This is a genomic window from Ruegeria arenilitoris, assembly GCF_013031355.1.
Lineage (GTDB): Bacteria > Pseudomonadota > Alphaproteobacteria > Rhodobacterales > Rhodobacteraceae > Ruegeria > Ruegeria arenilitoris_C.
Genome location: NZ_WPZO01000001.1, coordinates 569,129 through 581,162, shown reverse-complemented (window position 1 = coordinate 581,162; position 12,034 = coordinate 569,129). Strand labels below are relative to the sequence as shown.

Genomic DNA, 12,034 nt, shown 5'->3' with positions numbered 1-12,034 from the left:
TATATGGGAGGCCACTATGGCTTTGCTGAACTTCAAGAAACGTGATGCGGCCGAAAAGGCCCCGGTAAACCCGACCGTCGAAGCCTTTTTGCAGGGCTATTCGATCGAGGTAATGCCCCGCACCGCCGAGAAAGTCGAAGACTTCCGTGCGCTGCTGCCCGAAGGCACCCGCGTCTACATCGCCCATATCGAGGGCACGCCGATCGAGGACATGGTCAAGACCGCCAAGCGGATCGCGGCCGAAGGATACCCGGTCATGCCGCACTTCCCGGCGCGGATCATCAAGGACGCGGCGACGCTCGAGAACTGGATCTCCATGTATCAGGGCGAAGCAGGCGTGGATCAGGCGCTGCTGCTGGCTGGTGGCGTTGCCAAGCCGCACGGCGATTTCGACAGCTCGATGCAGCTGCTGGAAACCGGTCTGTTCGACAAGGCGGGCTTCAAGCGTCTGCACGTTGCCGGCCACCCCGAGGGCAACAAGGACATCGACCCCGACGGTTCGACCAAAAATGTTGACGACGCGCTGCGCTGGAAACAGAAATTCTCGGAAACCACCGATGCAGAAATGGCGCTGGCGACCCAGTTCGCGTTTGACGCCAAGCCGATCATCGCATGGGCGGACAGCCTGAAAGAAGCGGGCGTCGATCTTCCGATTCACATCGGTATCGCAGGTCCAGCCAAGCTGCAGACCCTGATCAAATTCGCCATCGCCTGTGGCGTTGGCCCGTCGCTGAAGGTTCTGCAGAAGCGCGCCATGGACGTGTCCAAGCTGCTGCTGCCTTATGAGCCGACCGATGTTCTGACCGAACTGGCCAACCACAAGGCGGCGAACCCGGACTTCAACATCACCAACGTGCATTTCTTCCCGCTTGGTGGCATCAAGACCAACGCCAACTGGGCAATCGAAAACGGCGGCGCTTCGGCAAAGCCAGTAAACTCCTAAGGAACGGACATGACCCGTACAGTCGTAGAATCAAAAACAAAAACCGCCGTTCTGGGCTTCGACGAACCGTTCTGTGTGATCGGTGAGCGGATCAACCCGACCGGCCGCAAGAAACTGGCCGCTGAACTGGAAGCAGGCGATTTCTCGACCGTCGAGAAAGACGCCATCGCACAGGTTGCTGCAGGCGCGACCGTTCTGGATATCAACGCGGGCGTTGTCTACAACTCGAACCCCAACCCGAACGAGACCGAGCCGCCGCTGATGACCAAGATCGTCGAGCTGGTGCAGGGTCTGGTCGACGTGCCGCTGTGCATCGACTCGTCGGTTCCGGGTGCTCTGGAAGCCGGTCTGGCGGCAGCTGAAGGCCGTCCGCTGCTGAACTCGGTTACCGGCGAAGAAGAGCGTCTGGAGATGGTTCTGCCGCTGGTCAAGAAATACAACGTTCCTGTTGTTGCGATCTCGAACGACGACACCGGCATTTCGGAAGACCCCGATGTCCGTTTCGACGTGGCCAAGAAGATCGTTGAGCGCGCAGCCGACTTTGGCATCCCCGCGCATGACATAGTTGTTGACCCGCTGGTGATGCCGATCGGCGCGATGGCAACCGCTGGCCAGCAGGTGTTCGCACTGGTCCGTCGTCTGCGCGAAGAGCTGGGCGTGAACACCACTTGCGGTGCGTCCAACATTTCGTTCGGCCTGCCGAACCGTCACGGCATCAACAACGCCTTTCTGCCGATGGCAATGGGCGCTGGTATGACTTCGGCGATCATGAACCCGGTGGCTCTGCCGGTGACGCAGAAGAAGATCGCCGAAAAGAAAGAGGCCGTTGCCGCAGCTGGCATCATCCTGCCCGAGGGCATGGACGACGAAGCCTTCGTTCAGATGTTCGGTCTGGGCTCGACCCTGCCGCGCGCTGGCAAGGAAATGGAGGCCATCCGCGCCGCCAACCTGCTGACCAACAACGACCCGCATGGTGGAGCTTGGATCAAGTTCAACAAATCGCCAGAAGAGGCCGGTGCTGCCGGTGCCGCAGGTGGTCGTCGCGGTGGTGGCCGTCGCCGTCGCGCTTGATTTCCTAAGAATTCGATCAAAGGCCGGGCCATGTGCCCGGCCTTTTTCGTTTTGACCCTGATCAAGGCCGGGAATTGTCGGGATTGCGACAATGACACAAGCCCGCAGCAAAAATCAGGTGTTTTCATGACCAAATATTACCCTCCGAAATTGGCGGACGCCGATCTGAGCAAGCGCCTGAGCAAGCAAGACTATTTTGAAGAACTGGTCGATCTTCAGGCACAGCTGGCGCTGATCCAGCAGGCGTTTCTGTTTCATGGCGCGAAAGGCGTGCTTGTGTTCGAAGGCTGGGACGCGGCAGGCAAGGGCGGCACGATCCGCCGGATCAGTCAGGCGCTGGACCCGCGTAGTTTCAAGGTGTGGCCTATTGGTGCACCACGCAACTACTACCTGAACCGCCATTACCTGCTGCGGTTCTGGGAAAGATTGCCGCCCGAAGGCGCAATCTCGGCCTTTGATCGCAGCTGGTACGGCCGCGTTTTGGTTGAGCGACTGGAAAAATTCACACCGGAAAAACGCTGGCAGGCCGCGTATCGTGAAATCAACGATTTTGAGCGGATGTTGGTCGATGACGGCACCCGGATCGTGAAGCTGTTCTTCCACATCTCTCCGGAAGAGCAGATGGCACGCTTCACCGAGCGTCTTCGCAACCCGATGAAACGGTGGAAACTGACTTATGAGGATTTCCGCAATCGGGAGAGGTGGGCAGAAGCCGAAGTGGCCGTGGACGAAATGCTGGCGCGGACCTCGACCGAAGTCGCGCCTTGGCACGTCATTCCGGCGAACAACAAGAAATACGCCAGAATCAGCGCGATGCGCGCAATTGTTGATGCGTTTTCCAAGGACATCGACCTGAGCCCGCAACACCTGGACAGGCGTACACTGGACGCGGCCTGCGAGGCATTGGATGTGGATCAGTCGCTGATCGACAGTCTTCGCGCCCGGACCGAGTAATTGCTCGGTGCCTTGGAAAGGCGCTTGAAGTCGTTCGGCGGGCGGTGTTATCCAGCGCTACGCGGCGGGTATGATGTAATGGTAGCCTGTCAGCTTCCCAAGCTGAACGCGCGGGTTCGATTCCCGCTACCCGCTCCAAATCACTCGGATCGACAGGCCTGAAACAGGTTGATGACCGCAGGGATGCGGGGTTCCGTACCGGTTTGCAGGTTTTGGAACTCGGCGGTGACGTCTTTCTGAATGGCTTGAACGTCCTGCTCGTTCCCGGCGAAATGTGAAATGACCCGAGCGGCCGGTCCCACTCGCGTACACAGTGCCGCTGTATCCTCAACGCCATTGACGCCTTGGAGTTCCAAATGGACTGCGTCGGCCTTCACTTCAGACAACCCGGCCTGAACCATCATTCCTGTGACATGGTCTACGTCGTGAAACGCGAGGGGGCCAGGTGCATAGCGGTCCACGCGCGGAGGCTGTCCCAATCGTTTCACGGCAGCAATATGAGGAACGCGGAACCACGGGTTCACGTCCAAAGGACCCCAAGCCGCAAAAGTCATCTGAGCGCCGGGTTTCAGTGCCTTGGCAATATTGGCAAAGGCAGCCACTGAATCACTGAAGAACATGACGCCGAACCGCGAGATCGCTGCGTCCATGAGGGCGGGTTCAAAGGCAAAGGTCTGCGCGTCAGCGTACTGGAACCGAATGTTGTCCAACCCGTCTTGAGAAGCGCGCGTGGCAGCTCGCTTCAGAAAAGGTTGTGAGATATCGGCGGCCAGAACACGCCCGTCTGGCCCAACGCGACGGGCTGCGGCAAGGGTGCTGACACCCGTGCCGCAACCGATATCCAGAACCTGCATTCCTGCAGACAGGTCAGCCCGGCTTAGAACCAGATCCAGAACAGGCGCAAGCACGTGGTCCAGTTGATCTTCGTAGGTCAACCATTTGGTGCCGTTCTCAGACTGACCCCAGTATTCTGCCTGTTCTTCGTTTGCTGACGTCATCTGTGCCCCCGTGGTTGGGGCGACTATGACCTCCTGCGGCGGCGGCGGCCAGACTTTTCCTCATCTCCGCCGGTGTTGAACGAGGGCGCGGGCAGGGTGACGACCTGCGCCAGTTCCGGGAATGGATCGGTTTTGTGCGGGATCGCGTTTGCGGCCACGAAGTGATCCTGGAACTTGGGCTCGATGGCGGTTTCGACCTTGGTGATCTCGCGCACAACGCGTTCGATCTCGGTCCGGGCTCCGATGTTACACAGCGCGATCCGGGCACCGGTGCCCGCGGCGTTGCCGGCGCTGGACACTTTGTCGAGCGGTGCGTCGGGGATCATGCCCAGAACCATCGCGTGTTTGGTCGAGATATGGGCTCCGAACGCCCCGGCCAGAACAACGCGATCGACCTTGTCGACTTCCATGACGTCCATCAACAGCCGCGCACCGGCATACAGCGCGGATTTGGCCAGTTGAATGGCGCGGATGTCGCCTTGTGTCACCGTAATACGCGGGCCACCTTCGGCGCTGGCATCGTGGATCAGATAGGCGTTGGTGCGGCCTTCGGGAACGCAGCGTTCGGTACCGGTTTGTGCCGCTGATCCGATCAGACCGCTTTCGTCCAACAGGCCAGCGATGCGCATTTCGGCCACGGCTTCGATGATGCCCGAGCCGCAGATGCCGGTGATGCCGGTGGTGGCGACGTCCTGATCGAAGCCCTCCTCATCGGACCATTTCTCGGACCCGATGATGCGGAAGCGGGGTTCCTTGGTCACAGGGTCGATCTCGATCCGTTCAATGGCACCGGGTGCGGCGCGTTGGCCGGAACTGATCTGGGCACCTTCGAATGCTGGACCGGTGGGTGAGGAACAGGCCAGAACGCGGCTGGTGTTGCCCAGCAGGATTTCCGCGTTGGTGCCCACGTCCACGATCAGCACGAGGTCCTCGGATTTGCCCGGCTCTTCGGACAGCGCAACGGCAGCACAATCCGCACCCACGTGGCCCGCGATACAGGGCAGGATATAGATCTGTGCCCGCGGGTTCATCTTGGTCAGGTCCATTTCGCGCGCGGGCAGGGACATGCTTTCCGAGGTCGCCAGCGCAAACGGAGCCTGACCCAGCTCGACAGGGTCCAGCCCCAGTAGCAGGTGGTGCATGACCGGGTTACAGACGAAGACCGTCTCGACGATCAGTTCGGCATCGATGCCCGCTTCTTCAGCGATCGAGGTGGTCAGATCATTGATCGCCTCGCGCACGGCCTTGGTCATCTCCTGATCACCGCCAGGGTTCATCATGGCGTAGGACACGCGGCTCATCAGGTCTTCGCCGAAGCGTATCTGGGGGTTCATCAGGCCCGAGGATGCCTTGACCTCACCTGTTTCCAGATCGGTCAGGTGCGCCGCGATAGTGGTCGAGCCGAGGTCAATGGCCAGACCATACAGCCCGCTTTCATGCAGCCCAGGCCAGATTTCGACAATCCGGGCAATCGTATCCTTGTGGCCTTTGTGCACGGCTACGGTGACTTCCCATTTGCCCTTGCGCAGGACGGGTTGCAGCTTGGACATCAGCGACAGATCAGCGGTCACGGCCTCGATATTCCACTGCTGGCGCAGGGCGCGCTCCAGACGCTCCAGATCACCGGTGGGCGAGTGCATGTCGGGTTCTTCGACCACAACGAAATACAGACGTGTTGCCGGGTCCATGACGATAGCGCGCGCGGCGGCGGCTTTGCGGACGACCTGACGGTGCACCTGGCTTTCTGGTGGGACGTCGATCACGATGTCGCCTTGAACGGTGGCCTGGCAGCCCAGGCGGCGGCCGGGTTTCAACCCGCGCTTGTCGTCATAGCGCTGCTCTACCGCGTTCCATTCGCTCAGCGCGCCTTCGGAAACGGTCACGCCGTGTTTGGGAAACTCGCCATAGCTGGGGGTGATCTGACATTTCGAGCAGATTCCGCGCCCGCCGCAAACCGAATCCAGATCGACGCCCAATTGACGGGCGGCGGTCAGAACCGGGGTGCCAACGGGGAAATGCCCGCGTTTGCCCGAGGGAGTAAAGACAACAAGGGGTTCGGTGGTCATATCTGGCCTGCCTTTTGTATTCGCGCGTATGCCGGGCAAGATATGAGTTTGCGCGCAAAGGGAAAGGGCATTCAGCGGCACGTTTTGTACGGGTTGCGTCGTTTTTTCTCTTGGGATTGGCCCGCAGACGAAAACTAGTTGAGCTCTGGGGCTTTTCCTTGGGTTAAATCCATGTAATAGGGTCACCGCCAAACGGGCTTTTGCATGGGGTTAGCAGATGCAGATTCGTGAGGCACTTACCTTTGACGATGTTCTCTTGGTTCCGGCGTCCTCGTCGGTGCTGCCGGCGACGGCGGATACAAGCACGCGTGTGACGCGGGCGATCAGCATGAACATCCCACTGCTGAGCTCAGCCATGGATACGGTGACCGAGGCGCGCATGGCCATCGCCATGGCTCAGGCCGGAGGCATTGGCGTTATTCACAAGAACCTTTCGGTGGAAGAGCAATCGCGCGAGGTACGCCGGGTCAAGCGGTTTGAATCGGGTATCGTCTACAACCCGGTCACGCTGCGGGCGGATCAGACATTGGCGGATGCCAAGGCTCTGGTCGAGCGCTACAACTTCACCGGCTTCCCCGTGGTTGACGAAGAGGGTCGCGTGGTCGGCATCGTGACCAACCGCGATATGCGCTTTGCGACCTCGGATGACCAGCCGATCAGGGCGATGATGACCACAGACAATCTGGCCATGTTGCAGGAACCGGCTGATCTGGAAGAGGCCAAGAGCCTGATGAAGGCCCGCCGCATCGAAAAGCTGCTGGTGGTCGATGGCGCAGGTAAGCTGACAGGTCTGCTGACGCTGAAAGACACCGAACAGGCCGTTCTGAACCCGACCGCTTGCAAAGACCCTCTGGGACGTTTGCGCGTCGCGGCCGCGACCTCGGTTGGTGATGCCGGGTTTGAGCGGTCCGAGCAACTGGTGGACTCCGGAGCCGATATCATTGTCGTTGATACCGCGCACGGTCACTCGCAAGGCGTTCTGGACGCGGTGAAGCGCGTTAAAACCCTGTCGAACGAGGTTCAGATCATCGCTGGTAACGTTGCCACAGGCGATGCAACCAAGGCGCTGATTGATGCCGGCGCGGATGCCATCAAGGTTGGTATCGGTCCGGGCTCGATCTGTACTACGCGTATGGTTGCTGGTGTAGGTGTGCCTCAGCTGACTGCGATCATGGATTGCGCGTCCGCAGCCGGAGATGTTCCGGTGATTGCAGACGGTGGCATCAAATTCTCGGGCGATTTCGCCAAGGCGATCGCGGCGGGCGCGTCCTGCGCGATGGTCGGCTCGATGATTGCGGGCACCGATGAAAGCCCGGGCGAGGTGATCCTGTATCAGGGCCGTTCCTTCAAATCCTATCGCGGCATGGGCAGCCTCGGCGCGATGGCGCGCGGCTCGGCGGATCGTTACTTCCAGAAGGATGCGGCGAACGACAAGCTGGTGCCCGAAGGGATCGAGGGGCAGGTGCCCTATAAGGGCTCGGCCAGTGCCGTGGTACACCAACTGGTCGGTGGTCTTCGCGCCGCGATGGGCTACACCGGCTGCGCAACGGTCGAAGACATGCGCAAGAACTGCAACTTCGTCAAAATCACTGGCGCGGGTCTGAAAGAGAGCCATGTGCATGACGTGCAGATCACTCGCGAAAGCCCGAACTACCGGGTGATGTAACCCCGGCTTTCAAGGTTCACGGCGCCCGCAGTAGGGCGCCGTTTTGCATTTGTGGCTTGGGCAAAAGCCGCTTTACCAGCATCGGAAGACAGCATGACGCCGGCCGCACGTATTCAGGCTTCGATCGAAATCCTTGATGAGATTCTCGCGGGCGCGCCCGTCGAGAAATCTCTGACCAACTGGGCTCGCCGCAGCCGGTTTGCCGGGTCCAAGGATCGGGCTGCGATCCGCGATCATGTATTCACTGCATTGCGGTGTAAACGATCCTTTGCGGCGCTCGGAGGGGCCGAGACCGGGCGTGGCTTAATGATCGGAACCGTGCGTGCATCCGGCGCGCCGTTGGAGGATGTGTTCTCGGGTGTCCGCCACGCGCCCGAGGTATTGGCCGAAACCGAAGTCGGACGTGATTTCAACTCCGAGGCCGAGCAGTACGATATCCCTGATTGGCTGTGGCCTAAGTTCGAGTCCTCGCTAGGGGATCAGGCGGTGCCGGTTGCGCAAGCCCTGCAAAGCCGTGCGCCGGTGCATTTGCGGGTCAACCTGATCAAAGCCGACGTTTCCACGGCAATCTCGGCGCTGGCCGCCGATGGGATCATTGCCGCTGCACATCTGGCCTGTAATACGGCGTTGGAGGTCTCCGAGGGGGCACGCAAAATCGCGCAAAGCCGAGCTTATGCGGACGGGTTGGTCGAGCTTCAGGACGCGGCCAGTCAGGCGGTAGTCGCAGCGTTGGATTTGCGTCCGGGTATGCGGGTGTTGGACTTTTGTGCGGGCGGCGGCGGTAAGTCTCTGGCTCTGGCCGCGCAAGCAGGTGTTTCAGTTTTTGCCCATGACGTGAACGCTGCCCGTATGCGAGACCTTCCGGCGCGGGCGGACCGGGCCGGTGTGCGGGTGGAGATTCTGGCAACCCAGTATCTCGCGCAACACGCCCCCTTCGACGTGATCCTCGCCGACGCACCGTGTTCCGGTAGCGGGTCGTGGCGGCGGGCTCCGGCAGGGAAATGGGCGCTGACCGAAAGCCGCCTGCAGGAACTGACGGGAATTCAGACCTCCATTCTGGACCAGCTGGCGCCGATGACCGCGCCGGTTGGTGTTCTGGCCTACGCGACCTGCTCGATGCTGGACGACGAAAACGGCGAAGTTGTCGACGGCTTCTTGCGAACACATCCGGACTGGTCCGAGAATTTCCGGAAAACGTGGCTTGTCTCCCACGGCACGGACGGTTTCTTCACATCACACTTGACGCGATAGCGCATCAGAACATAGCAACTTAAAGGAGAGTTCCCGGTTTCTTTTAAGCGGGCATTAACCTTATTTGGGCTGACTGCGTGAAAGCCCACTGATCTGAGTTGTTTATGACTGATACAACGGAAGCTTTCTCTGATCCGTCCTTTCAAAACGCCCCGTCCGGATTGCGACTGGCCCCATTGGTCTTCATCGGCGCACTGCTGGGCCTTGCACCCGTTGTGGGGCTTGTGCCGCAGCTTTGGCACACCGGTTTTGTCGTCGCGGGTGTATCGCTGCTGGCGGCGAGTTTCCTGGTGGTGCTTCGCGGTAAGATCGTGGACCATCTGGCGCAGCAGGCGGTGAAGACCATGGCGGTTTTCGCCGAGCAGGATTTGTTTCCCTGCATGATCGCAAACGCTCAGGGTGATATTCTGGCGGCCAATTCAGAGGCGCGAAACAAGTTTCAGGCCTTTCCGGGCGTGCGATTGGAACATTGCCTGAAGTCCATGTTTGCGAATCCGGCGGCGGTACTACTGCGTCTTCAGTCGAAGGCCGAGATTTTCGGCAAAGCGCGCGAAGACATCGTGACCGTCGGATCGACCGTCCCGGTTTCGGTGTTCGATGTTGGTAATGGCCAGTTTTGCTGGCGCTTTCATCTGGACACTCCGGGACAGTGGGATGAGGTCTCTGTTCCGGTTCTGACCGAAGGTCGCAACGGCACGTTGCTGCGGGTCAATGTTGCGGCAGCTCATTTGCTGGGGCACAGGCCGGACAGGCTTCAACAGGTCCTTTCTGCCGACCCGGGCCAGCAGGGCGACATCGTGCAGGTTCAGACGGCAAATGGAACCGTCTCTGCCGCCGTGTGCGAACTTAACCGGTCCGGCACCGGGCGCGACTTGCTCGTACTGCCGACAGAGGCGGCGGGGCAGGCCAACAGTGGGACGTCCTTTGCTGATTTGCCGGTTCCGATCGTGCGCCTTGCACCCGATGGGCGGATTTTGGAGGCTAACCGACTGGCCGTGAAGTTGATCGGGGAAATCGCGCCCGGCGAAACCAATGCGGACCAAATCATGCACGGGCTTGGCTATCCGGTATTGGACTGGTTGGCACGAACGGCCGCCCAGGAACCGGCAATGCGGTCCGAGTTCCTGCGCCTGACCCGACAGGACAAAGAGGTGTTCGTTCAGGTCACGCTGAACCGCGTGGTGAATGATGGGCAGGTTCAACTGATTGCCGTACTGAACGACGCCACTGAGCTTAAGACGCTAGAAGCGCAGTTCGTGCAGGGGCAAAAAATGCAGGCAGTCGGGCAACTGGCCGGCGGTGTTGCCCATGACTTCAACAACCTGCTGACGGCCATATCGGGGCATTGCGATCTGCTGCTGTTGCGGCATGACCAGAATGACCCGAACTATGGGGACCTCGTACAGATCAACCAGAACGCCAACCGTGCCGCTGCTCTGGTCAGTCAGTTGTTGGCGTTCTCGCGGAAACAGACGCTGCAGCCCGAGGTGCTGGATCTGCGGGATACGATCTCGGATCTGATTCACCTGCTAAACCGGCTGGTGGGCGAGAAAGTCCGCCTGATCCTCAGCCACGATCCGGTTCTCAAACCGGTGCGGGCTGACAAACGGCAGCTTGAGCAGGTGCTTATGAACCTCGTTGTGAATGCGCGTGATGCCATGCCCGATGGCGGCGAAGTGCGGATCGAGACCGAGGTTGTAGTGTTGAACGAGCCCTTCGCGCGCGACCGGGCGACGGTGCAGCCGGGCGAATATGTCACCGTCAAGGTGATCGACAGCGGCGTCGGAATTCCTGCGGACAAGCTGCAGAAGGTGTTCGAACCGTTTTATACCACCAAACGCACCGGGGAAGGCACCGGTCTGGGTTTGTCGACGGTGTATGGCATCGTCAAACAGACGGGCGGGTTCATTTTTGTCGACAGCCTTCAAGGGCACGGGACGGAATTCATCGTCTACTTGCCTGTCTCAGTCGCCACGCCAGAAGCCCAACCCGACGCGATACCCGCCGCCGATACGCAAACCGCGCGTCAGGGCGAAGGGGTTGTTCTGTTGGTCGAAGACGAGGCGCCGGTTCGCGCCTTCGCGACACGTGCGCTGCGGTTGAAAGGCTATACCGTGCTCGAAGCCGAGTCGGCGGAAGAGGCGCTGCGCCTGCTGGAAGACGGTGCGCTGAATGTCGATGTCTTTGTCACCGATGTGGTCATGCCCGGCATGGACGGGCCGACCTGGGTTCGCAAAGCGATGGAGACGCGTCCGGACACACGGGTGATCTTCATGTCCGGCTATACCGAGGGTGCGTTCGGAGATTCCGGTCCCGAGATTGCGAATTCCACCTTCCTGCCCAAGCCGTTCTCGCTGAACCAACTGACCGAGGCGGTGTTTCAGCAGATCAACTAAAGCGCAGAATCATGACAGGCAAACTCGGCGGCGTGCCGTTTACGGAACTTGCGTTCCGTCTCGGGCGTCAGGATCAACTCGCGATGGGGTGAGACGTTTTCCTGTTTCAGGTCGATCTGCATGTTTAGCCTATCCTGTAGAAAATCCAGGATCTGATCCTGGTTCTCATACTTAAAGATGTGGCTGGCGCCAAAACCGTTGCTCCGGGTGCGGAAGAACTGGCTTTGGCTGCCGACATCAGCAAATTCAGGGCGGGGGCTTTGCATGTAGGCTTGCACGAAGTCATCAAAGCTCAGATCACGGGTGGAATGCGGATGCCCAATCCGATCATCTCGGCTACGGAACTTGTACCAGCTGCCCAACCAATCGATCGGTTCGCGCACGACCGCCATGATCTCCATCTCGGTATCGTACATTTTCCGAAAGATGTTCTGAAAAAAGCGGTCATAGCGCCGCACGGGGGCGTGTTTCAAATCTGGTGGACCGGTCACGACAAAGTCGGCGCGGTCGCGCAGGGCGGTGTGATAGGCCGTGCTGCCTGTTTTTGGAACGGCCAGAAACGCAAGGCGTTCCTTATAGAAAACAAGCATTTAGTCGCCCTTTGCCAATCTTTATTGCTGTCCCAGATTGGCGTAAACGACTCTTTAACACAATTGCTGAACAGTAAGTCTCGTAAGTTTTAGTTGAAA

Annotated in this window: 9 protein-coding genes and 1 tRNA gene; 7 read left to right on the top strand and 3 right to left on the bottom strand. The window is 59.7% G+C overall.

Annotated elements, in window-relative coordinates; translation table 11 throughout:
• The first annotated feature begins 16 nt into the window (after positions 1-16).
• The 4 genes from GOX63_RS02870 to GOX63_RS02855 all read left to right on the top strand — a co-directional run bounded on the left by GOX63_RS02870 (position 17) and on the right by GOX63_RS02855 (position 3,106).
• Entirely contained in the window at positions 17-943 is a 927-nt protein-coding gene (locus GOX63_RS02870) for a methylenetetrahydrofolate reductase (RefSeq protein WP_170324989.1), read from the top strand.
• A gap of 9 nt (positions 944-952) precedes the next feature.
• Complete coding sequence (locus GOX63_RS02865) at positions 953-2,014, top strand: methyltetrahydrofolate cobalamin methyltransferase (RefSeq protein ID WP_170324988.1); 1,062 nt, start codon at positions 953-955, stop codon at positions 2,012-2,014.
• A gap of 126 nt (positions 2,015-2,140) precedes the next feature.
• Positions 2,141-2,968: a polyphosphate kinase 2 family protein gene (locus GOX63_RS02860; protein WP_170544719.1), complete on the top strand. Its 828-nt coding sequence runs from the start codon at positions 2,141-2,143 to the stop codon at positions 2,966-2,968.
• A 64-nt stretch (positions 2,969-3,032) separates the two neighbouring features.
• Positions 3,033-3,106 (top strand) — tRNA-Gly (locus GOX63_RS02855).
• A gap of 2 nt (positions 3,107-3,108) precedes the next feature.
• On the opposite strand, the gene GOX63_RS02850 is transcribed toward GOX63_RS02855, so the two are convergent.
• Both GOX63_RS02850 and GOX63_RS02845 read right to left on the bottom strand, forming a co-directional pair.
• Entirely contained in the window at positions 3,109-3,966 is an 858-nt protein-coding gene (locus GOX63_RS02850; protein ID WP_170324966.1) for a class I SAM-dependent methyltransferase, read from the bottom strand.
• Positions 3,967-3,989: 23 nt separating this feature from the next.
• The gene (locus tag GOX63_RS02845) at positions 3,990-6,032 is read right to left on the bottom strand and encodes an ASKHA domain-containing protein (protein ID WP_170324965.1); all 2,043 of its coding nucleotides are present in this window, start codon (positions 6,030-6,032) and stop codon (positions 3,990-3,992) included.
• 217 nt (positions 6,033-6,249) lie between these two features.
• Between GOX63_RS02845 and guaB the strand changes: the two genes are divergently transcribed.
• From guaB to GOX63_RS02830, 3 genes are all read left to right on the top strand, one after another.
• Positions 6,250-7,698, top strand: coding sequence for an IMP dehydrogenase (gene guaB / locus GOX63_RS02840; RefSeq protein WP_170324964.1), 1,449 nt, complete (start codon positions 6,250-6,252; stop codon positions 7,696-7,698).
• A gap of 93 nt (positions 7,699-7,791) precedes the next feature.
• A complete protein-coding gene (locus tag GOX63_RS02835; protein ID WP_170324963.1) occupies positions 7,792-8,949 on the top strand; it encodes an RsmB/NOP family class I SAM-dependent RNA methyltransferase in 1,158 nt (385 codons plus the stop codon).
• Between the two features lie 104 nt (positions 8,950-9,053).
• A complete protein-coding gene (locus tag GOX63_RS02830; protein ID WP_170324962.1) occupies positions 9,054-11,345 on the top strand; it encodes a hybrid sensor histidine kinase/response regulator in 2,292 nt (763 codons plus the stop codon).
• Here the strand turns inward: GOX63_RS02830 and GOX63_RS02825 are convergent.
• Positions 11,342-11,935, bottom strand: coding sequence for a sulfotransferase family 2 domain-containing protein (locus GOX63_RS02825; protein WP_170324961.1), 594 nt, complete (start codon positions 11,933-11,935; stop codon positions 11,342-11,344). The genes GOX63_RS02830 and GOX63_RS02825 overlap by 4 nt on opposite strands.
• Between the last annotated feature and the right edge of the window lie 99 nt (positions 11,936-12,034).

What these genes read in the sequence shown, in the direction of transcription:
- GOX63_RS02865 (WP_170324988.1), top strand. Translation starts at nt 953, where the DNA reads ATGACCCGTACAGTCGTAGAATCAAAAACAAAAACCGCCGTTCTGGGC.
- guaB (WP_170324964.1), top strand. Translation starts at nt 6,250, where the DNA reads ATGCAGATTCGTGAGGCACTTACCTTTGACGATGTTCTCTTGGTTCCG.
- GOX63_RS02850 (WP_170324966.1), bottom strand. Translation starts at nt 3,966, where the DNA reads ATGACGTCAGCAAACGAAGAACAGGCAGAATACTGGGGTCAGTCTGAG.
- GOX63_RS02845 (WP_170324965.1), bottom strand. Translation starts at nt 6,032, where the DNA reads ATGACCACCGAACCCCTTGTTGTCTTTACTCCCTCGGGCAAACGCGGG.
- GOX63_RS02860 (WP_170544719.1), top strand. Translation starts at nt 2,141, where the DNA reads ATGACCAAATATTACCCTCCGAAATTGGCGGACGCCGATCTGAGCAAG.
- GOX63_RS02830 (WP_170324962.1), top strand. Translation starts at nt 9,054, where the DNA reads ATGACTGATACAACGGAAGCTTTCTCTGATCCGTCCTTTCAAAACGCC.
- GOX63_RS02835 (WP_170324963.1), top strand. Translation starts at nt 7,792, where the DNA reads ATGACGCCGGCCGCACGTATTCAGGCTTCGATCGAAATCCTTGATGAG.
- GOX63_RS02870 (WP_170324989.1), top strand. Translation starts at nt 17, where the DNA reads ATGGCTTTGCTGAACTTCAAGAAACGTGATGCGGCCGAAAAGGCCCCG.
- GOX63_RS02825 (WP_170324961.1), bottom strand. Translation starts at nt 11,935, where the DNA reads ATGCTTGTTTTCTATAAGGAACGCCTTGCGTTTCTGGCCGTTCCAAAA.